Genomic DNA, 20752 nt, shown 5'->3' on the forward strand with positions numbered 1-20752 from the left:
GATCGAATGTGGATTACTACAACTAGGATTACAAAAGCCTCTCAGCTGCTACAACAATCCCATCTTTATCGGCATACAGATAATTGCCCGGCGCGAATGTGGCGCCTGCAAAGGTAACCGTAATATCGCGTACTCCCGCGCCAGTCTTAGCGCTTTTTCGCGGACTGGTATTAAGTGCCTTGACGCCAATTGGGATCTTCTTAATCTCAGCGGAATCCCGGATGCACCCGTGGACTACGATCCCCTCCCATCCGTTTTCCTGAGCGAGCTGCACCAACCGATCACCAATAAGCGCACATTGCAGTGAGCCTTCACCATCCACGACCAGTATCCTGCCGAGCCCCAGCTCACTCAGTGCCTCACGCACCAGCACGTTGTCCTCAAAGACTTTGACGGTCGCGATAGGACCGCAAAAGCAGGAAACACCCCCATAATCACTAAACATAGGCTCTGCCACTTGGAGCTTACCCGCATATTCGTCATACAAGTCGGCTGTTGCGAAAGGCATAACAAACTCTCACGATAATCCTAACGTGCGCTCAGCGAGTACCCACTTCAAAGGGTTACCACGATTGCACCGACTCAATCATGCGTCAACGATCGATCTGTAAAACTCTGGACGCCGATCTTCCAAAAGCTGGTTCATTGGTGTAATCGCCTTATCACGCGCTTCCTCGAGATCGATCGCCATGACGCACGTTGCCTGACGTTGCGACGGTGCGCGGTTCAGCAACTCGCCATCTGGCGCGACGATCTGGCTTTTCCCCGTAAAACGCAATTCACCATGCGGTCGCCTATCCACACCAAAGCGATTAGCGGTAACCGCGAAAACGCTGTTCTCAAGACAACGTGTCAGCATCGTTCGTTGACAGCACGCCAGCACCAAATTGGCTGGATGACAAACGACATCTGCGCCTTTTATCGATAGGATTCGCGCTACCTCCGGGAAAACCCAATCAAAACAGACCATCAAGCCCACCCGGGCGCCACGGACATCTTGAACCTCAAGCGCTATATCGCCAGGATCGAACCAATTCTTTTCTTCATTAAAGAGATGGAGCTTACGGTAAATGTGCTCAATCCCATCCGGACCAAGCAACAGCGCGCTGTTAAAGTATTTGTCCCTGCTTTTTTCCGCAAATCCTGTAACTAAATAGAAATCCTTTTCTTTGCAAAGCGCAACCAATGAATCGACGGTGCTAGATCTTTCAGGATCCTCACTCAGGGCCATTACCTCATCGCGATCCTTGAAGTAATATCCTGTAAACGGGAGCTCAGGCAGAACAATGATATCCGCTGAAACCTTACTCAGCGCTCCAAGCACGGTCTTGACGTTCCGCTGCACTTTGCCGAAAAGCGGGCGGAATTGATAATAGCCGACACGCAGCATATGCGATCGATGAATTTATGGAATCAGATCCAAGCCGTTGAGCCCTAAGCCAGTCAGTGGTCTTATTTCTTCTTCTGTGGCCTCTTCCATCCCTGTGTCGTCTTTTGTTCAGCTCGGCTTAGCGTCAACTTATCAGGCGGTGCGTCACTGGTGATAGTAGACCCTGCGCCGATCGTAGCGCCTTTACCAATCTTCACAGGTGCCACAAGCTGTGTGTCTGATCCGATAAAGGCTTTATCACCAATTATCGTGCGGTGTTTTTCAGCACCATCATAGTTACAGGTTATGGTTCCCGCACCAATGTTCACTTCTTTGCCAATGTCAGTGTCCCCTATGTAACTCAAGTGGTTGATTTTCGTGCCCGCGCCAACATGAGATTTTTTAACTTCAACAAAATTGCCGATTTGAACATTTTCTTCCAGCTTGCATTTCGGCCGGATGCGTGAAAATGGTCCAATTTGGCTGTCGTTTCCAATCACAGCATCTTCGATCACACAGTTAGCCAAGATACTGACACCGTCAGCGATCACTGCATCCCGGATATAGGTGTTAGGGCCAATACTGACTCGGTTACCAAGACGCACTGTTCCTTCGATCACTACATTGACATCGATGAAGACATCCTGTCCAACTTCCAGATCTCCACGAAGATCAAATCGTACGGGATCTGACAAGCTAACACCTTCTTGCATCAAATGATGTGCTTGGATCAGCTGATAATATCGTTCCAGCTGGGCAAGCTGCGCGCGATCATTTACTCCCATGACTTCATAGACCGAACCTGGCAACACCGTATTAAGACTCACTCCTTCGCGGGCAGCGAACTTGAGAATATCAGTGAGATAGTATTCGCCCTGCGCATTGTCATTATCAAGCACATCAACCCAACCCTTTAACAGCTCCGCTGACACCGTCATAATGCCGGTATTGACTTCACGGCTTTCCCGCTCTCCGTCGTTCGCATCCGATTCTTCTACAACCCGAACAACAGCACCATCCTCATCGCGGATAATCCGCCCATAACCAGTAGGATTTTCTAGCTCGGCAGTTAGAAGGCCAAGTCCATCATTGTTTGTTGCATCCAGCAAACGGTTAAGCGTGCGGGTCGTAATCAAAGGCACGTCGCCATAGAGAACAAGCACTGTATCTGCAACATCGATTGACGGCAGAACTTGGGCTACCGCATGACCAGTACCAAGTTGCTTGGTCTGCTCAATCCACTTGACTGGGAGATGTGACAATTCCTCCGGCACACGGCGGCCACCATGACCGTAAACCACATAAATCTCCCGATGAGGCAGGTTGCAAACAGCACTGTAGACGTGTTCCAGGAGAGATCTACCGGCAAGCCGATGCAGAACCTTGGGAAACACAGAACGCATCCGTTCGCCCTGTCCCGCTGCCAATATGACAATACTAAGATTCATAACTGATTAGCTCATCGGATGAGCAATCGAGCGGTTACAAAGATAAGAGTTGAAATCATAGGCCGAGGAATTGCAGGAAACAATAAAGAATATGATAGTCCGTCTCGGACCTGTGAGCCTTACAGTTCTGGCTCCAATGTCCGTGGCGGACCTACCGTCTAGGATCGCCCCGTTCGCTTGCGAAGACGCTGAATCGTCTGAAGCTGGGCGACCGCTTCAGCAAGCTCGGCTTGCGCCTTAGCGAAATCGATTGCACCAGTGCGATCCTTCAATGCCTGCTCGGCCCCTTGCTTCGCTTCCAGTGCCGCGGCTTCATCGATGTCGTGTGCCCGTACGGCTGTGTCGGACAGGACGGTCACTACGTGTGGCTGGACTTCCAGTATGCCGCCCGAAACGTAGAAGGACTCTTCTTTGCCACCGGGCATTTGTAGCCGTACCTCACCAGGGCTAAGGCGGGTTATTAGCGGTGCGTGCCTCGGAGCGATACCAACCTCCCCCATGACGGCGGGCGCAAACACCATCTCTGCCAAACCGGAGTAGATCTCCGTCTCAGCACTCACGATGTCCACATGAATTGTCATCGCCACTCGTATCGTCTCTGCCACATCATATGATTAGAGAGTCTTGGCTTTCTCGACAGCTTCGTCGATGGTCCCGAGCATGTAAAACGCCTGCTCCGGTAGCTCATCATATTCCCCTTCGACGATGCCTTTAAACCCTTTGATCGTTTCCTTAAGGGGCACATACTTACCTTCTGTCCCGGTAAAGACCTCAGCGACGAAAAACGGTTGCGATAAAAATCGCTGTATCTTACGCGCCCGCACAACGATCAATTTGTCATCTTCCGAGAGTTCATCCATTCCCAGAATCGCGATGATATCGCGGAGTTCCTTGTACCGCTGTAGAGTATTCTGCACTGAGCGGGCAACATCATAGTGATCTTGCCCGACCATGAGTGGAGTGAGCTGACGGCTGGTTGAATCTAATGGGTCCACCGCGGGATAAATTCCCAACTCCGCGATTTGGCGAGACAATACAACCGTAGCATCCAGGTGCGCGAACGTTGTTGCCGGTGATGGATCCGTCAAATCATCTGCCGGAACATAAACAGCTTGGATAGAGGTAATCGAACCTGTCCGGGTCGACGTAATTCGTTCCTGGAGTTTGCCCATTTCTTCCGCTAGCGTTGGCTGATAACCCACTGCTGATGGCATTCGACCTAGCAAGGCGGACACTTCAACGCCAGCGAGCGTAAACCGGTAAATATTGTCGATAAAAAGCAGCACGTCCCGCCCTTCATCCCTAAAGTATTCGGCGACGGTTAAACCCGTCAGGCCAACGCGCAGCCGATTCCCCGGTGGTTCATTCATCTGACCGTATACGAGTGCTACCTTGTCGAGGACGTCAGACTGGATCATCTCATGATAGAAGTCGTTTCCTTCTCTCGTACGCTCGCCGACTCCGGCGAATACCGAATAACCACTGTGCTGGATAGCAATGTTTCGAATCAGTTCCATCATGTTGACAGTCTTTCCCACCCCGGCGCCACCGAAAAGACCTACTTTGCCTCCTTTCGTGAAAGGAGCAATAAGATCAATAACCTTAATCCCTGTCTCGAGTAATTCGGTGGTTGGGGCGAGTTCCACAAACTTTGGCGCATCGCGATGGATCGGCCACCTTTCTTCCTCACCGATATCACCCTTCTCATCAATGGGATCCCCAAGGACGTTCATGATGCGCCCCAGCGTTTTAAGACCAACCGGGATATTAATAGGTGCGCCTGTATCCATAACCGACACACCACGTTGAAGCCCGTCCGTAGACCCCATAGCGATGGTGCGGACGATGCCATCACCCAGCTGTTGCTGTACTTCCAGCGTTAGGCTGGCACTTTCAATGGCCAAGGCATCGTAGATCTTTGGCACAGAATCCGGAGAAAATTCTACGTCGACAACGCCGCCAATTATTTGTACTACTTTTCCAGTACTCATCTTTGTACGTACCTTTCTGAATTAAAATCATACATGGACCGAAACACCGGCGTATAACCCGCCATCTGGAATTCGGAGAGTTTTCATAGCGCTGCGGCACCCCCGACGATCTCGGCGATCTCCTGAGTAATTGCGGCCTGACGTGCCTTGTTATAGATAAGCTGTAGTTCGTCAATCAGCTCCCCCGCATTGTCGGAGGCACTTTTCATGGCAACCATGCGCGCGGCCTGTTCAGAAGCGATATTCTCCACGACCCCTTGATATACCAGGGATTCGATATAGCGCATGAGTACGTGGTCCAGGACTTCCTTGGAATCCGGCTCATAGAGGTAATCCCAGTGATGCCTGAGTTCCTCTTCTTCTTCAGGGTGAATCGGCACGAGCTGCTCGATATGGGGTCTCTGAGTCATGGAATTGACGAATACGTTATAAACCAGAAAGATCCGATCAATCCGCTCTTCAAGGTAACTATCCAGCATCACCTTGACGGTACCGATCAGGTCGTCCACACCGGGAGCGTCGCCGAGATGACTGGCCTGGGCCACGATATTGCTGCCGATGCGACTAAAAAATGCGGCACCCTTAGCGCCGATTGTACAGACATCCATTTCTACACCTTTGTCGTGCCAGTCCTGCATCGCACTGATAACAGTACGGAATAGATTGGCATTTAACCCCCCACATAGTCCGCGATCCGTGGAAACGGTGATAAGCCCTACCCGACGCATATCCCGCTCGATCAGATAGGGATGTTTATACTCAGCTTGAGCATGGCCGAGGTGGGAAATCACATTTCGCATCTTCTCCGCATAGGGTCGCGCTTCATGCATACGATTCTGTGCCTTTCGCATCTTACTTGCCGCGACCATTTCCATCGCGCGAGTGATCTTTTGCGTGTTTTGTATGCTCTTTATCTGGGTCCGAATTTCTTTTCCGGCAGCCAACGCAAATACCTCACTTACAATTCAAAGAAATAAACCGCTGATCTACCATGCATGATTTGCCTTGAACTCGTCGACCGCTGCCTTGAGCTCGGCTTCGATCTCATCATCGAAATCCCCCGTCTCGTTTATTCGGTCTAATAACTCAGCTTTCTCCGATTGCATATAGCTATGCAAAGCGATCTCAAAATCGCCTACTTTTTCGAGCTCGACATCATCAAGATAACCCCGATCTACAGCAAACAGGCTAACTGCCATTAAAGCAACGCTTAATGGCATATACTGTTTCTGTTTGAGAATCTCGGTTACACGCTGACCGCGCTCCAATTGTTTGCGAGTAGCTTCGTCTAAATCGGAAGCAAATTGCGCAAAAGCCGCAAGCTCGCGGAACTGGGCCAATTGCAGTCGAAGCCCACCGCCAAGTTTTTTGATGATGTTGGTTTGCGCCGCGCCCCCGACACGAGAAACGGACAGACCAGCATTAATGGCGGGACGAACGCCTGCATAGAACAAATCCGTTTCAAGATAGATCTGGCCGTCGGTAATGGAGATCACATTGGTCGGGACAAATGCTGATACGTCCCCTGCCTGGGTTTCTATGACTGGTAAGGCGGTAAGCGAACCTGTTTTACCTTTAACCTTACCGTTTGTCCTTTTTTCTACCTCGTTAGCGTTGAGCCGAGATGCGCGTTCCAGCAAGCGCGAGTGTAGATAGAAGACATCACCTGGATAAGCTTCACGTCCCGGCGGACGACGCAGAAGTAGTGAGATCTGACGGTAGGCCCATGCCTGCTTCGTGAGATCGTCATAGATAATCAAGGCGTCTTCGCCTTTATCCCGGAAGTACTCGCCCATTGAACATCCAGAATAGGGCGCAATGTATAGCATTGCTGCCGGATCTGAAGGCGCGGCAGCAACGATGATTGTGTGTTCCATCGCGCCATGCTCCTCAAGCTTGTGCACAACGGAATTGACGGAAGATGCCCTTTGCCCAATGGCGACATAGATACAGATAAGATCACCGCCCTTCTGATTGATGATCGTGTCGATTGCTACTGCGGTCTTACCCGTTTGGCGGTCACCGATAATCAACTCACGTTGTCCCCGCCCAATCGGCACCATCGAATCGATGGCCTTGAGGCCCGTCTGCACAGGCGCGCTTACCGACTGCCGCGCTATCACACCTGGAGCGATCTTCTCGACAGGAGAGGTTTCCTTCGTTTCAATCGGGCCTTTCCCGTCAATTGGACTGCCCAAAGCATCCACAACGCGCCCGAGCAAAGCCTCGCCCACCGGCACTTCAAGAATCCTTTTTGTACAGCGCACCACATCGCCTTCGGACATATGCTCATACGGGCCCATGATAACGGCGCCAACCGAATCACGTTCTAGATTCAGCGCTAATCCGTACTCCTTGCCGGGAAATTCAATCATCTCACCCTGCATGACATCGCTCAGACCATGGATCCGGGCAATGCCGTCCGTAAGACTAACAATCGTCCCTTCGGTACGGGCCTCCGCTTCCAGGTCAAGGCCTTCTATTTGCTTTTTTATAAGTTCACTTATTTCAGTCGCACTGATCTGCATTGGTATCCCTCACGTACTCTTTAAACTTCTAGCTATCAAAATCACAGAAGGCCTCGCCCAGTATCTGGTGAATATCCTTGTCGAATACTCCCTACATTAAATCGTTCGCTAGGTGCTTCAGGCGGCCTCGCACAGAGAGGTCAATAACCAAGTCACCGGCGCGGATAACAGCACCTCCGAGCAAGTCCTTATCAATGACTTTTGTTAACTCGATGTCCCTGCCCAAACGCTTCTTCATGGACGCCACTATTACTTTTTCCTGTTGTGGCTCAAGGTCATAGGCTGAGACCACCTCAACCTGCTCCACACGTTCGGCATCGGCGCAGTATTCCTCAAACAACCGCCGTATTGAAGGAGCAATCAGCAAGCGATCAGCTTCTACTAGCACCTTAACAAAATTCTGCCCCGTCGCAGAAAGTCTGGCACCGCAAATATCGAGAACCAAGCTTGAAACCCGCTCACTCCCAACACGTGGATCACTAATCACTCGCTTCATCGTGGGGTCGGAGACAACCACCGCAAGCAATGCCAACATGTCGGACCACAAGGCGAGATCGGCTTCGCTTTTAGCCTGTTGGAAAGCAGCCTGAGCGTAGGGTCGAGCTATCGTACTTTCTTGTTCCATTACTGATGCTTTAAAGCTGTGCGCTTAATTTATCGAGTATGTCTTTGTGAGCGGCTTGGTCCACCTCTCTGAGTAATATTTGCTCCGCGCCCGTCACGGCGAGCCCGGCAACTTCACCTTTCAATTGCTCACGAGCCTGCTGCATTTCCTGGCCAATCTCAGCGCGGGCAGCTACCAATAAACGCTCACCCTCCCCACGGGCGTCCTCCTTAGCTTCTTCGACAATCTCACTGGCACGCTTCTGAGCCTGGGAAATGATTTCATTCGCCTGCTCCTTAGCCTTCTTTATGTACTCAACAGCACGCTTTTCAGCCAATTCGAGCTCATGCCGTCCCTTTTCTGCAGCCGCTAGACCGTCGGCAATCCGCTTTGTTCGGTTCTCCAACATGCCCGTGATCGGATCCCACAAAAAGCGGTTAATGAACCAAACCAGGACTGCAAAAGTCATTAACTGTCCAACTAACGTCGCGTTCATATTAAGACCTCTATATGCATATCCAATCCATTGCTGGCCCTTTGAATACTCCTGTGGGTTGGAATGCCCACCGTCCTCATTGGGCCCCTCCGGCTAATTCGGCCACCGTAGCTAGCGCCCCACCGATAAACGGATTTGCAAAAGTGAAGTACATCGCAAAGGCCAACACAATAAACGGAAAGGATTCCATCAAGCCGGCCGTGATAAACATCTGTACACGCAACATTGGTAGTAATTCGGGCTGGCGCGCGATGCCCTCGATATACCTTGCACAGATTAATCCCCAACCCAACGCGGACCCCAAACCTGCAGCCGCGAGGATTACACCTACACCCAACGCCGTAAAGGAATAGATCAAGGCGATTAGATTGGCATCAGCTGTCATCATTTCTCTCCTTAAGGGTAACGAACCAGATAAATCGCGCTCGATGGAACGCCTCCGAATAAATAAAATGTTACTTAATGTTCATCCTGACTTTGGTGAGCCAGTGCCAGGTACATGATTGTCAACACCATAAAAATAAAAGCCTGCAATGTAATAACCAAAATATGAAAAATTGCCCACGCTCCGCCAGGAATGAATTGTGTCCACCAAGGTAGCAAAGCCACTAAGAGAAATACCAACTCTCCGGCAAAAAGATTTCCAAACAACCGCAACCCAAGACTAAGCGGCTTCGCAAGCTCCTCGACGAGGGTCATCACAGCATTGACTGGGAAAAGCCAAATACCAAATGGGTGCGTAAGAAAAGTCTTCACATAGCCCCAGAGGCCTTTGACCTTTATGTTGTAATACACGACTAGCATGAACACCATTAATGCCATGCCTAACGTTGCATTTGGATCCGTCGTTGGTACGACTTTAAGATGAGGGACCCCTAGGTGACTCGCGACGATCGGTAACAGGTCGACGGGGATTAGATCCATGGCATTCATCAGGAATACCCACAAAAAGACGGTAATAGCCAGTGGACCGATAAGCGGATTGGAAACAGGAAAGATTTCTTTGATCATGTTATCCACGAATTCCAATATGCTCTCCAATAGATTCTGAACTCCCGTGGGATTGTCAGGATTGAGGTTACGGCCGACCTTCCAGGCCAGAAAGACCAGTAACCCCCCTATCAACCAACTGAAAAACAGCGTGTCAATATTGACGGTCCAAAACCCTTCTCCGACGGTTAGATTGATTAAATGGTGTTGAATGTAGCCAACCGGATCGTCAGGCCCTATGGATTCGCTCACACATTCTCCCCAAGTTGAAATCCCGTCGTATCGATCAGGTCACCGCCTGACGAACACGAATCCTAACTGTGCCACAGCAAACCCGGCAATCAGCGGTAATGGAGGCAGCTTTAACAAGCCGATTCCGAGGCCAAAGAGGCCCAAAACGATGACAAATCGCTGGATGACGCCCAGATAAAGCATGGCAGCTCCCTTGCCCGGTCGTGCCTTAGCAGCGTCACCGGCAGAAAAAACTTGCCGCCCTAACATCCAAGAGCTGAGTAGGGCGATGCCTCCACCATACATGGCTGACTGCGCCTCCAAGACCCCGCTCACCACCAAGACAATCGCCGATACACCGACCACTAGCAGACACTGCGTCGCCAGAAGCCTTCGTATGCTGCCATCTTGCATAGTAGTGGAGGGCCTCAAGCACTAAATCCCAGGTTCGATGCCTTTCTGGGTTATCGTTCGAAGGCTATGCCCGCCCCAACGACCATCAGTCGCTGGGCAGCGATTTTAGGCTTGGAACCGAGCAAAAACTGCGGAAGTATAAGATTTACCCGTGGTATCGGTCAATAACGGCACCGCTTGCAAGGAGACCAACTATTTAATGTGGGACAGTATCCCATCGAGTTCATCCAAGCTGTTGTAGTGGATCGTGACCTTCCCCGAACCCTGTGCGCCGTGCTGAATCTGCACGTTGGCGCCTAATTTTTCTGATAAGTCGTTTTGCAATTTGCGAATATTCGGATCGCTGATCGTACGGCTCGCCGATGTTTTCTTTGCCCCTACCTGGATCCGGCGTACCAGCCGCTCTGTCTCCCTCACCGATAGGCCTTTAGAAACAACCTGACGGGCTGCACGGCTCTGGGCCACCTTTTTGAGGGACAACAATGCACGAGCGTGGCCCATTTCCAGCTCGCCACCTTGGAGTAGGGACTTTACATCTTCATTCAACTCCAGCAGACGGAGAAGATTAGTCACAGCCACCCTTGATCGTCCGACGGCTTCCGCGACTTCGTCGTGGGTCATCCTGAATTCCTGAATTAACTGAGCGAATCCACCCGCTTCTTCTAGCGGTTTGAGATCTTCCCGTTGGATATTCTCTATGAGCGCTATGCTCATCGCAGAACTATCCTGCACCTCGCGCACCAGCGCTGGGATCGAATGTAGCCCCGCCTTTTGTGCTGCGCGCCAGCGTCGCTCGCCCGCGATGATTTCGAAACGGTCCGTGCCTAATACAGGCCGCACGATAATTGGCTGAACCACGCCTTGGGCACGAATGGAATTAGCCAGTTCCTCGAGTGCCTCCTCATGAAGATTAACGCGTGGCTGATGTTTTCCTCTATGGATCAGATCAATAGGTAGATGACGGAGCTCTTCACCTTCCGCAGATTCTATTGCATCGATGCCCGCCTGGTCACCCAGGAGTGCATCTAAGCCCCTTCCCAAACCTCTGCGTTTTGTAGCCATTGGCATACGTCCTTATCGGAGCGCCTTCACGCCCCCTCCTTCACGTCGCAGCATCTCACCTACAAGCGCTAGATAGGCAACCGCACCCGTTGACGACTTATCATACAACAATACCGGTAAGCCATGGCTTGGTGCCTCAGCAAGTCTCACGTTGCGCGGGATGATGGTACGGTAAACCTTATCACCAAAATGCTCAACGAGCTGTGCGGAGACCTGATTCGACAAATTGTTGCGCGGATCGAACATCGTTCTTAGGAGACCTTCAATGCGCAGCGAAGGATTGAGAATCTTGCGTATCTTATTAATCGTGTCGAGCAAGGCCGACAAGCCTTCCAAAGCATAATATTCACATTGCATCGGTATGATTACAGCATCCGCCGCAACCAGCGCATTTACCGTAAGCATATTCAGCGCCGGCGGGCAGTCGATAAAAATATAATCATACTTCTCCCGGATCGGGTTTAAGGCATTCCTAAGGCGCACTTCACGCCCAAGGACTTCCAGAAGTGCAATCTCGACTCCAATAAGATCCGCATTGCTGGGCAAGAGATCATATCCAGCAGGCTCGATCTCAACTCGCGCCTCCGCGATCGATTTTTCCCCCATAAGTACGTCATAGCTTGACAAGCGTAGCTCGAGCTTATTGACGCCACTCCCCATTGTCGCGTTGCCCTGAGGGTCCAGATCCACCAATAAGATCCGTCTCTTGGTTGCTGCAAGGGAAGCCGCTAGATTGACACTGGTTGTGGTCTTGCCCACACCACCCTTTTGGTTAGCTACTGCAATGATCTTGGTCATGAATCTGTCTGTCTGGCTCTCTCGCGCTGACCGGAGGAGCCGCCGCGTATTATTGCACAGTAACTTTACGTGTTGTTAACCACAGAGTCGCATTGACGTCAAATAGCCCCAAAACGGGCCGAGTATCAGGACGATTTCACTACGACCAGATGTCTTGAGGCATGTAGTCCCGGGACGTGTAGGCGATGCACTTCAAACGGGATTGCTCTCAGCCTAAGTTCAGCCAGTTCAACATCGGGCCTGCGACCCTTCATGGCCAATAGATAACCGTTCCTCGCATATAGGTGCCGCGTCCGCTCAAAGAGCTCAAATATTGGTCCAAATGCGCGGGCCATGACCGATGAGAACCGCTCGCTTGGCTGGTAGTCCCCGACCCCAGCTCGGACAACTTCTACATTTTGCAATTTAAGCTCCATGACCGCTTGGGTCACAAACCGGATTTTTTTTGCATTGCTGTCGAGCAACACCCAATGGCAATCGCGCCGAACCAACGCAAGTACAACCCCCGGTAAGCCTGCACCGGTACCGACATCCAAAAGATGTGAGCCATTGAGGTACGGTAAGATAGCTAAACAATCAAGAATGTGATGGGTCACCATTCGCGCTGGTTCGCGCACGGAGGTCAGATTGTAAGCCTTGTTCCATTTGACTAGCAGATCTATGTAGGCAAGAAGTGACTGACACAGGGGATCATTTGGCGCGAGGCCCAAGCTCGCAAGGCCCGCGTCCAGCTGTCGCCGTAGGTTCAAGCAGTCCGCCGCTGGTCTCAAGCGCTCTTTGCAATTTCGGCGGTGTGTTTCTTAAGATACACGCGCAACAAGGCGATGGCCACTGGGGTGATCCCAGGGATCCGGGCAGCCTGACCGAGATTCAGAGGCCTTCCTTCGCTGAGTTTCTGTACCACCTCCGCCGACAGTCCCCTGACCTTGGTGTAATCGATGTTTTGCGGTAATAGCATATCTTCGCAGGACCGGGCACGCTTTACTTCCGTTTCCTGACGCTCGATATACCCGCTGTATTTGGCCTGAACCGCTACCTGTTTAGCGAACACGGGATCGGCGAGGCCGGGCCCAGCCCCCGGGAGTGACATTAAATCACTGTAGCGAACTTCGGGACGGCGTAAGAGTTCCATCAAGTTGTATTCACGCCTAAGTGGCTGACCCAAAACCCGCGTAGCCTCGCCTCCCGGAACATCCATCGGTCCGATCCAAATATCTCTAAGGCGCTGCTGCTCACGGGCAATGGCGTCACGTTTTTCACAAAATAGATTCCAGCGCACGTCATCGACTAGCCCGAGTTCACGCCCCCGGGGGGTCAATCGTAAATCAGCATTATCCTCTCGCAGCATCAGTCGGAATTCCGCACGGCTCGTGAACATACGGTAGGGCTCGTTGGTACCGCGTGTGATCAGGTCATCAATCAATACACCAATATAAGCCTCGTCGCGACGGGGGCTCCATGGTGTCCTGTCCTGCACCCTCGAGGCCGCATTCAATCCCGCAATGATCCCCTGCGCGGCCGCCTCTTCATATCCGGTCGTTCCGTTAATCTGACCGGCGAAAAAAAGCCCTGAAACGTATTTGGTCTCAAGCCAGGGATACAGATCCCGCGGATCGAAGTAATCGTATTCAATGGCGTACCCGGGCCGTGTGATGTGTACCTGCTCCATGCCGCTAATCGAACGCACCAGGGCGTACTGCACGTCGAACGGAAGGCTCGTGGAAATCCCGTTCGGGTAGACTTCGCGAACATCAAGGCCTTCAGGCTCTACAAAGATCTGGTGCGCCGGCTTATCGGCAAAGCGCACAACTTTATCTTCAATGGAAGGACAGTAGCGTGGCCCGATGCCCTTGATGTCACCGTTGAACATGGGCGAGCGGTGCAGCGCGTTGCGGATGATCTCGTGGGTGCGCTCGTTCGTATACGTTATGTGACAGCAAACCTGTTCGGGATGTTCACTCGCATCCCCAATGAAAGAAAATACCGGTGCCGGCTTGTCCCCCGCCTGTAGTTCAAGTTTGCTGTAATCAATGGTGCGCCCATCCAGGCGAGGGGGCGTCCCCGTCTTCAGCCGCGCAACACGGAATGGTAATGCCCTGAGGCGTCGGGCCAACGCATTTGCTGGGGGATCGCCAGCACGCCCGCCTTGATAGTTAGTATCCCCGATATAAATATGCCCACCGAGAAACGTTCCTACGGCCAAGACAACACACTGCGCCGTAAAGCATAATCCCATCTGCGTAACAACTCCGGTAACCTGATTATCGTCCATCATCAAGTCATCTACTGCCTGCTGGAAGATGACAAGATGATCCTGATCCTCCAGCATAGTGCGTACGACGGATTTGTAGAGTGCACGGTCGATCTGGGCGCGGGTCGCCTGGACCGCGGGACCCTTGCGGGCGTTCAGCGTGCGAAATTGGATCCCACTCCGATCGGCACCGCGCGCCATGAGTCCCCCAAGGGCGTCTATCTCCTTGACTAGATGACCCTTGCCAATTCCGCCGATGGCGGGATTACAGGACATTTGCCCAAGGGTTTCCATATTGTGAGTCAGTAACAGGGTGCGCACACCTAAGCGAGCTGACGCTAACGCCGCCTCAGTGCCGGCGTGGCCGCCCCCCACCACAATCACATCAAAACGTTCTGGATGCTTCATAGTCAAACGGATCGCAGCAGATCCTCATTAAATGCTTCTCGCATGAACTCCGGCAATGCAAGACTTCCGGCATGCACCTGGGCATTGTAATAGCGTGTCGCAAACGCCTTTTGCCTGGCGTCCCCCTCACGAAAGCCACTAAAGCGCTCTCCTTTACGTGCCATAGTCGCGGTCCACCATCCTGAAGGATAGGTGCACTGGGGGAAATTAAGCGTCATTATATCCTCGGCGCCGGCTTCTGCCATCGCCTTGCGAATATTCTTAATGAGGTCCAGATCCAGTATTGGTGATTCACTCTGCGCCACCATAATGCCACCGCCGCGCAATACATTGAGACAATCGCGATAAAATGGCGCAGAAAAAAGACGCGCAGCTTGACCGACTGGATCCGTCGTATCTAAAGCGATCACGTCCACACTCTCTGCCGGTGCTTCTGCCATCCATTGAATACCATCTCCAAAATGGAATTGTGCGCGGGGGTCCGAATTGGACTCACACAGCTCCGGAAAGAATTGCTCTGAAACCCTTGTTACCCGCTCATCCAGTTCAATGAGCGTCGCTTCCTTTACCGCCACATGTTTCAGCACTTCCTTCAGCGTTCCACAGTCTCCGCCACCCACAATGACCACGTCTTTCGGGGCCGGATGAGTAAATAGGGCCGGATGTGATAGCATCTCGTGGTAAATAAAATTATCCCGCGACGTCAACATCGTGATCCCATCCAGCGTTAATAGGTATCCAAATTCCTCAGTGTCATAGACCTCGATGCGTTGGAAAGGTGTTTGCTCCTCGTGCACCTTGCCCCTGATCTTGACGGACATCGCAAAGCCGCCAGCCTCCTCGATAAACCACTTGCTATCCAGCTTCATTGATCACTCCTAAGATAGAGCGACGTGCCTTCCCCCGGAGCCTCTCTTCCTCATCGCTTATTTTTCTCATCTGGAAACCAAAAAGATATGATCTTGTCTACCTTATATATATACAGGGCATCCACGACGGGCAAGACGATCATAGCCCACGTCGAAGAATACCGTCACGAAAATGCAGTACGCCACTGATGCACGCTCAGCAGAAATTTACTGAAAACGGCTCAATGACGAATTTCTTCCTAACCATGGTTGTCTCAGTGTATATCCCTATTGCGACTATACGATCGCGGCGATGAAAGAGGCTCTTTTTGGCATCCTATGTTTCACCGCATTGACGGCTGCAGCTGTCGGAGCTGAAGAGCTCGGAACCGCACCCAATGCACCGGAATTCCCCCATGAAAGTACCGAGGAGTGGATCAACTCTGAGCCACTTTCGCTGGATGATCTGCGCGGGCAAGTAGTGCTCTTAGATTTCTGGACCTTCGATTGCTGGAACTGCTACCGGTCCTTCCCATGGCTCAATGCGGTAGAAAAGCGCTACGCGCCGCGCGGCCTCCAGGTGATTGGCGTTCATACACCGGAGTTCCCTCATGAGAAGGTGCGCGCAAAAATCGTGGGAAAGGTCCATGAATTCGAAATCCACCACCCGGTGATGATTGATAATGACTATTCCTACTGGCGGGCAATGGGAAACCGCTACTGGCCCGCATTCTATCTTATCGACAAGCAAGGCCGGGTGCGCGCGGTTTTTGTGGGCGAAACCCACGCGGGTGATCGGAACGCAATCAAGATGGAAAAGACAATTGAAAAACTGCTGGCAGAGCCCGCCTAGGCACCTCTTCGCTACCTAGCAACGCTTTGCCTAGCTGATACTGCGAGTCAATGCATACGAGTACGCAACCACCGTAAGCATCCTTCTGCCGGCACTTTGTCCGCGCCCTAACCAATACTGTGCCAATAACCTGAAAAGCAGCGATGCCTTTGAGCTGAACGCGCTAATTACAATTTTTGAGGTCTCCCCTGTCCGAGAGCTCCATCAGCTCGGGCTTTTAGATACATATAGATCTGATCCAGCCGATCCATAACAGCTTGGTTCTTCTCAAACCCGGGCATCACCCCCGCCTGACCCCTATAACCATTGGTGACGACATCCTTGAAACGCGCGTAATCTACATTGTGGTTAAATGTCGTAATCATGTCAGGCGCGAAACTGCTGCCGACGCCATCTGGCCCATGGCAGTGATTGCAGAGTCGGTTGAACATCCGGTACCCGGTGAAGGTTCGCGCATCCACCTTGCATTTTGTCGCGCTGGTAGCTCCCTCAGGGCACTCCACCACATAGTCCAATGACGCTTGACCGCTCTTCGCTGGCTCCTCGTCAGAGGCGTTCACCATAAACGTTATCAGAACGCCGCCCCCGAACAGCAACGTTATAAGGTAGGTCAAAGTTGCGCTTCTCATTTACGATGTCCTCCTCAATACAACGGGTTAACTTAAGTGTTTTTCGCCGCGTCCTACAATGCCAAGACTACCACAGCCGTAATCTAGAGAAAACACGGCTCGCAATGTAGAAGACACAACCACCCTGCGTCTACCTCGCAAATCGCTCTAGTAGCATGGCTGCATCACCATGCATTTGATCCTAAGTCCTCAATTCTCTAGGCATTTTGATGTCCGACATCCTGGCGGGTAGCCTTTACGCGTAGACACTGCGAATTGAATACATCCCGCGAACTACTGAAGCTTACTTCCAACGGCGTTCTGCCGGGCGTTCTCACAGGAAGCCAGGATGTAAGCCGGCGTTGGACCCAGTGTTTCCCACCTCATCTACCGCACATACCCCTGCCGAACAAGTTGGCGCCCTCAGCGACTGCAGCTCACATCGCCGCAGCGCGCTACCTCAACGCCGGTATTCGTGGCATCGCACTAGCTGATCACTGGTGAGCCGTCGCGTCTGGCCCGGCATCGAATCCAAGAGCACGGCGTAACGAGCGCGCACAGCATTCCGGACCTTGAGCGACTGGACCATGTGTCCAACAAAATCACAGCCTACAGCAAGCAGCTCTGCTCTGACTGCGTGTTGGCTCTACGTGAGTGACATCTCGACCAAGAACTTAACTGAGGAGATTGCTAAGAGCATGGTTTCCTTGACGACTTCGCTCCTCTCGAATGGCGGGCCCCTTAGCTATTCATGCGGCGTGAAATAACCCGTCAACACATAAAAGCTGGCTACTACTTTTGGAGGATAGACCTGCTTAAAAAAGGATTGCTTGTGTTCCATTTTACCACTGGATGGATTGAACCACTCATACTCAACAGTACCTTCCTCCTGTGCTTGCAGGGTTTTAACCAGCTCTCGCGCAAGTTTCCTGGTGCCATCATCCTTAGCCACCTCCACTTCATTTAAATTACTACCCACCAATGTGGGATCAACGCTATGCGCAAAGATAATGCCATCCGAGTTTACGACCCAAACGTATATTTCACCGTAAGCGAATTGGTCAGGCCTGGTGTTCATTTGATAAAAGGCTTTAATCGCACCTTCTTTCTCTATCAGCGCAACACACTTATCAAGTAATGATTTCGCCATAGTTGCTTCCATGGCCTCATCTACAGCGCGGGCCGGCGATACCCAACTGACCAACGTTACGATTAACAGACCAGCCAACCAAACTATTTTTTTCATGTCAGTTCCCTCTCCTCTTTTCGGTGGTAATTGTCATCGGCACCATCCTTGGGCTTCAGTACATCAACGAGCTATAAACGGCCCCCGCCCGCATGAAGTAGATTGCGGCTAAGGAACCCTGCTCCGCGTTCTCTCCTTCCCACAACTCACACCCATGAGCTAGCTTGATCCTTCAATATATCTCGCGCGTGGCGGTACCCGATCTCTGCAATTTCCCGTACCGGCTTGAGGTCTAAAATCTCGTATCCGTCTACCGGTGGATTCAGATAAATGTCAGCCATATTCTCTGCGGCGTTTACCGCGTTTACGCTACTCAAGGTGCCAGATCGAACTAGGATCTTTAAAATATTTGGCAGCTGCATCTCACTGGAGCCTGGGTTGAAGAGCTTGCGCAGTAAGCCCCTCCTCGAATCTTTAGCTTCGCTATCTCCGGTCACCGTCAGGTCAACTCTCGGGCTAACATTCTCAGCAATCACACGGCCGTCACAAATGTCTCGCATCACATCAACCGGCAGGTTATTGAGTACGCCACCGTCAACATATAATTCACCGTTGATCACGACAGGCGGGAAAAACCCTGGCAGCGAGATGCTCGCCCGCACCCACTGCCAAAGATCGCCGTCCTGATGGACCTCCATCTTCGCACGAGTGAGGTTAGACGAGACCGTAAAGTACTTTATCCATAAGTCCTCGATCTGTATACCCCTATACATTTCTCCCAATAGCTTGTCCATCCTCCGCCCTTTAATTATTGAAACAATGGGGAGCGTGTAATCTCCAAAGGGATGTTTGGTTATCCAAAGTGTTTCGATAGCGCGCAACATACCTTCGGGATCAAGGCCGCGCGCAACACCCGCCCCAATAATGGCGCCAATGCTGACTCCCCCAACCACATCAATGGGAATGCCCTGCTCGCGCATTGCACGAATCAAACCTATGTGAGCGCATCCCCTGGCGCCGCCACCTCCGAGAACGAGCCCGATCGCCTGTCCCATTATAAAGCGCGACAGGCGCTCGTAATCACCGGTATTGTCAAGCACTATATGGTGGTGATCCGCAACGGTGCGCTGTTCAAGCCAATTTTTTGTTCCAGAGGGTTTCCGTTCCCTGCTCGCATGGAGGAGCACAAGTTCTTGACGAGCGATCGGTCGTGCCCTCTGTGAAATACGGAGCTCCTCCTCAATTGCGTTTAGACGAGGGTCATTTCCGGCACGCCCTACTAACAGAATTCGGTCGGCTTGTCGTATGCATCTGCGAGTCCAAGCAGACGGTTCCAACGTTGACTCATAAAGAATGAAGCGATATTGGGTTTCCAGACTGTTAAGCCATACCATGACGCGATCCTTACCTGAGCCTTCTTTACGTATACCTTCCTCACCGAATTTTTGGCTGACCTGTTGAGCATCTAAACAAATTGTCGGCCCGATTGCAGAAAGCACTACGGAGAGGCGCTTCGTAAAGTCCGACAACGTAGCGCCATCCCCAGCAGGGAGTACGGCGATAGTTGAGATAGCTGGGTTAGCCCGAATACCTTGAACTTCCTTTTCATAGCGAACAGCGATCGATTTAGACAACAGCACGACCACTTGCGGCTGCCTCTCTATAAAACGGTAGAGGCCTTCCTTTGAAAATTGCAGTAATTCGCTGTCCCTTATAGCCCGTGCAGTGACCCGACGGGGTTGTCCTGTTAGAACTGACGTTTCACCCACAAGATCGCCGCGTCCACGTTCGTTAACCACCCTCTCAACGCCGTCTTGGGAGCTGACGAAGGTCCGGAGTCGCCCGCTAATCACCAAGTAAAAGGAATCCGGCGCCTCGCCCTGTTTCATAAGTATCTCGCCGCCGGACAGCCGAATATGCTTGGATTCCGCTGCAATATCTCTCAGAACGGCTGCGTCCAGCGAACCGAACAAAGATGTGGCACCGAGCAAATCTACTAGGCTCGCCTCCACATCCTTTTTTGCCGATATGTCGCTCCACGACCCAACCACCTCAGTGGGAGCGCCACCCTCATCGCGTATCACCCGCAACTCGTCACTGACCCAGCAGTAACTCCCGTCTTTACGGCGGAAACGGTACTCGTGTATCAGGCGCCCTGATGCGAATAGCTCCGACAACGCTGCCCGCACCCGCGCAGCATCATCAGGATGGATGCGATCCGGCACAAATTTCGGATCCTCCAGATACTCGCTCGGCTCATAACCGAACACGTCCCGCAAGTTCTCGCTGATGAATGTGGGCGCATAGCTGCCCGTCGCCTCGAAGCTGTAGACCACCGCCGGCGACGAGGCCAGTATGTAGTTGATGCGCGCATGTGCCGCGGCGATGGCCTCCTCAGCCTGCTTGCGCTCTATGACACGACCAAGTTGGGTACCGACCTGCGCCATGACTTCTAACAATTGATCGTTAGGCTCAACGGCCTCTGGAGTATAAAACTCCAGAACTGCAACAACTTTACTCCCAACCAATACCGGGAAACAAAACGCAGCCTTGACACCAATATCTTTAGCAAGCTTTGCCCGAGGATAATTAGGATCTTTTGTAACATCGCTGATCCACGCCGGTTTCCCACTGCGCAAGACCCTACCAGGTAACCCAACACCCGCG

Annotated in this window: 21 protein-coding genes; 1 reads left to right on the forward strand and 20 read right to left on the reverse strand. The window is 52.0% G+C overall.

All coding sequences use genetic code 11. The features are described from left to right. Window positions 1-28: 28 nt before the first annotated feature. From rraA to speE, 17 genes are all read right to left on the reverse strand, one after another. Complete coding sequence (gene rraA, locus O6944_04975) at window positions 29-508, reverse strand: ribonuclease E activity regulator RraA (GenBank protein ID MCZ6718489.1); 480 nt, start codon at window positions 506-508, stop codon at window positions 29-31. A gap of 78 nt (window positions 509-586) precedes the next feature. Further along, a complete protein-coding gene (locus O6944_04980) occupies window positions 587-1390 on the reverse strand; it encodes an acyltransferase (GenBank protein ID MCZ6718490.1) in 804 nt (267 codons plus the stop codon). Window positions 1391-1452: 62 nt separating this feature from the next. Continuing rightward, window positions 1453-2817: a bifunctional UDP-N-acetylglucosamine diphosphorylase/glucosamine-1-phosphate N-acetyltransferase GlmU gene (glmU, locus tag O6944_04985; GenBank protein ID MCZ6718491.1), complete on the reverse strand. Its 1365-nt coding sequence runs from the start codon at window positions 2815-2817 to the stop codon at window positions 1453-1455. Window positions 2818-2975: 158 nt separating this feature from the next. After that, a complete protein-coding gene (locus O6944_04990) occupies window positions 2976-3404 on the reverse strand; it encodes a F0F1 ATP synthase subunit epsilon (protein ID MCZ6718492.1) in 429 nt (142 codons plus the stop codon). A gap of 27 nt (window positions 3405-3431) precedes the next feature. Further along, window positions 3432-4808: a F0F1 ATP synthase subunit beta gene (atpD, locus tag O6944_04995; protein MCZ6718493.1), complete on the reverse strand. Its 1377-nt coding sequence runs from the start codon at window positions 4806-4808 to the stop codon at window positions 3432-3434. A gap of 83 nt (window positions 4809-4891) precedes the next feature. Continuing rightward, on the reverse strand, window positions 4892-5752 hold the full coding sequence (gene atpG, locus O6944_05000; GenBank protein MCZ6718494.1) for a F0F1 ATP synthase subunit gamma: 861 nt from the start codon (window positions 5750-5752) through the stop codon (window positions 4892-4894). Window positions 5753-5794: 42 nt separating this feature from the next. Beyond that, window positions 5795-7336, reverse strand: a complete 1542-nt coding sequence (gene atpA / locus O6944_05005) for a F0F1 ATP synthase subunit alpha (GenBank protein ID MCZ6718495.1) — start codon at window positions 7334-7336, stop codon at window positions 5795-5797. A 91-nt stretch (window positions 7337-7427) separates the two neighbouring features. Beyond that, window positions 7428-7961 carry a F0F1 ATP synthase subunit delta gene (locus O6944_05010; GenBank protein MCZ6718496.1) on the reverse strand — a complete coding sequence of 178 codons (534 nt, stop codon included), beginning with the start codon at window positions 7959-7961 and terminating at the stop codon, window positions 7428-7430. Between the two features lie 10 nt (window positions 7962-7971). Further along, the gene (locus O6944_05015; GenBank protein ID MCZ6718497.1) at window positions 7972-8436 is read right to left on the reverse strand and encodes a F0F1 ATP synthase subunit B; all 465 of its coding nucleotides are present in this window, start codon (window positions 8434-8436) and stop codon (window positions 7972-7974) included. A 76-nt stretch (window positions 8437-8512) separates the two neighbouring features. Next, complete coding sequence (gene atpE, locus O6944_05020; GenBank protein ID MCZ6718498.1) at window positions 8513-8821, reverse strand: F0F1 ATP synthase subunit C; 309 nt, start codon at window positions 8819-8821, stop codon at window positions 8513-8515. Window positions 8822-8895: 74 nt separating this feature from the next. Beyond that, window positions 8896-9678, reverse strand: a complete 783-nt coding sequence (gene atpB / locus O6944_05025) for a F0F1 ATP synthase subunit A (GenBank protein MCZ6718499.1) — start codon at window positions 9676-9678, stop codon at window positions 8896-8898. Between the two features lie 39 nt (window positions 9679-9717). Next, on the reverse strand, window positions 9718-10071 hold the full coding sequence (locus O6944_05030) for an ATP synthase subunit I (GenBank protein ID MCZ6718500.1): 354 nt from the start codon (window positions 10069-10071) through the stop codon (window positions 9718-9720). 192 nt (window positions 10072-10263) lie between these two features. Then, window positions 10264-11133: a ParB/RepB/Spo0J family partition protein gene (locus tag O6944_05035; GenBank protein ID MCZ6718501.1), complete on the reverse strand. Its 870-nt coding sequence runs from the start codon at window positions 11131-11133 to the stop codon at window positions 10264-10266. Window positions 11134-11145: 12 nt separating this feature from the next. After that, window positions 11146-11931 carry an AAA family ATPase gene (locus tag O6944_05040; GenBank protein MCZ6718502.1) on the reverse strand — a complete coding sequence of 262 codons (786 nt, stop codon included), beginning with the start codon at window positions 11929-11931 and terminating at the stop codon, window positions 11146-11148. Window positions 11932-12056: 125 nt separating this feature from the next. After that, a complete protein-coding gene (rsmG, locus tag O6944_05045; protein MCZ6718503.1) occupies window positions 12057-12680 on the reverse strand; it encodes a 16S rRNA (guanine(527)-N(7))-methyltransferase RsmG in 624 nt (207 codons plus the stop codon). Between the two features lie 17 nt (window positions 12681-12697). After that, window positions 12698-14590, reverse strand: coding sequence for a tRNA uridine-5-carboxymethylaminomethyl(34) synthesis enzyme MnmG (gene mnmG, locus O6944_05050; GenBank protein MCZ6718504.1), 1893 nt, complete (start codon window positions 14588-14590; stop codon window positions 12698-12700). A 2-nt stretch (window positions 14591-14592) separates the two neighbouring features. Continuing rightward, complete coding sequence (speE, locus tag O6944_05055; GenBank protein ID MCZ6718505.1) at window positions 14593-15459, reverse strand: polyamine aminopropyltransferase; 867 nt, start codon at window positions 15457-15459, stop codon at window positions 14593-14595. Between the two features lie 292 nt (window positions 15460-15751). Here speE and O6944_05060 point away from each other — a divergent pair, with 292 nt between their 5' ends. Then, window positions 15752-16291, forward strand: coding sequence for a redoxin domain-containing protein (locus O6944_05060; protein MCZ6718506.1), 540 nt, complete (start codon window positions 15752-15754; stop codon window positions 16289-16291). Window positions 16292-16458: 167 nt separating this feature from the next. Here the strand turns inward: O6944_05060 and O6944_05065 are convergent, their stop codons facing one another. The 3 genes from O6944_05065 to O6944_05075 form a co-directional block, all read right to left on the reverse strand. Beyond that, window positions 16459-16920, reverse strand: a complete 462-nt coding sequence (locus O6944_05065; protein ID MCZ6718507.1) for a cytochrome c — start codon at window positions 16918-16920, stop codon at window positions 16459-16461. A gap of 724 nt (window positions 16921-17644) precedes the next feature. Further along, window positions 17645-18145, reverse strand: a complete 501-nt coding sequence (locus O6944_05070) for a cache domain-containing protein (GenBank protein ID MCZ6718508.1) — start codon at window positions 18143-18145, stop codon at window positions 17645-17647. Between the two features lie 146 nt (window positions 18146-18291). Further along, window positions 18292-20752, reverse strand: a 2461-nt coding sequence (locus O6944_05075) for a patatin-like phospholipase family protein (protein MCZ6718509.1), incomplete at its 5' end; no start/stop codon positions are given.

Source organism: Gammaproteobacteria bacterium (assembly GCA_027296625.1).
Classification (GTDB): domain Bacteria; phylum Pseudomonadota; class Gammaproteobacteria; order JAKEHO01; family JAKEHO01; genus JAKEHO01.

Bases quoted from the DNA above. Each gene is read 5' to 3' on its own strand.
- rraA (MCZ6718489.1), bottom strand. From the start codon at position 508: ATGCCTTTCGCAACAGCCGACTTGTATGACGAATATGCGGGTAAGCTC.
- O6944_04980 (MCZ6718490.1), bottom strand. From the start codon at position 1,390: ATGCTGCGTGTCGGCTATTATCAATTCCGCCCGCTTTTCGGCAAAGTG.
- glmU (MCZ6718491.1), bottom strand. From the start codon at position 2,817: ATGAATCTTAGTATTGTCATATTGGCAGCGGGACAGGGCGAACGGATG.
- atpD (MCZ6718493.1), bottom strand. From the start codon at position 4,808: ATGAGTACTGGAAAAGTAGTACAAATAATTGGCGGCGTTGTCGACGTA.
- atpA (MCZ6718495.1), bottom strand. From the start codon at position 7,336: ATGCAGATCAGTGCGACTGAAATAAGTGAACTTATAAAAAAGCAAATA.
- O6944_05010 (MCZ6718496.1), bottom strand. From the start codon at position 7,961: ATGGAACAAGAAAGTACGATAGCTCGACCCTACGCTCAGGCTGCTTTC.
- O6944_05015 (MCZ6718497.1), bottom strand. From the start codon at position 8,436: ATGAACGCGACGTTAGTTGGACAGTTAATGACTTTTGCAGTCCTGGTT.
- atpE (MCZ6718498.1), bottom strand. From the start codon at position 8,821: ATGACAGCTGATGCCAATCTAATCGCCTTGATCTATTCCTTTACGGCG.
- O6944_05030 (MCZ6718500.1), bottom strand. From the start codon at position 10,071: ATGCAAGATGGCAGCATACGAAGGCTTCTGGCGACGCAGTGTCTGCTA.
- O6944_05035 (MCZ6718501.1), bottom strand. From the start codon at position 11,133: ATGGCTACAAAACGCAGAGGTTTGGGAAGGGGCTTAGATGCACTCCTG.
- O6944_05040 (MCZ6718502.1), bottom strand. From the start codon at position 11,931: ATGACCAAGATCATTGCAGTAGCTAACCAAAAGGGTGGTGTGGGCAAG.
- mnmG (MCZ6718504.1), bottom strand. From the start codon at position 14,590: ATGAAGCATCCAGAACGTTTTGATGTGATTGTGGTGGGGGGCGGCCAC.
- speE (MCZ6718505.1), bottom strand. From the start codon at position 15,459: ATGAAGCTGGATAGCAAGTGGTTTATCGAGGAGGCTGGCGGCTTTGCG.
- O6944_05060 (MCZ6718506.1), top strand. From the start codon at position 15,752: ATGAAAGAGGCTCTTTTTGGCATCCTATGTTTCACCGCATTGACGGCT.
- O6944_05065 (MCZ6718507.1), bottom strand. From the start codon at position 16,920: ATGAGAAGCGCAACTTTGACCTACCTTATAACGTTGCTGTTCGGGGGC.
- O6944_05070 (MCZ6718508.1), bottom strand. From the start codon at position 18,145: ATGAAAAAAATAGTTTGGTTGGCTGGTCTGTTAATCGTAACGTTGGTC.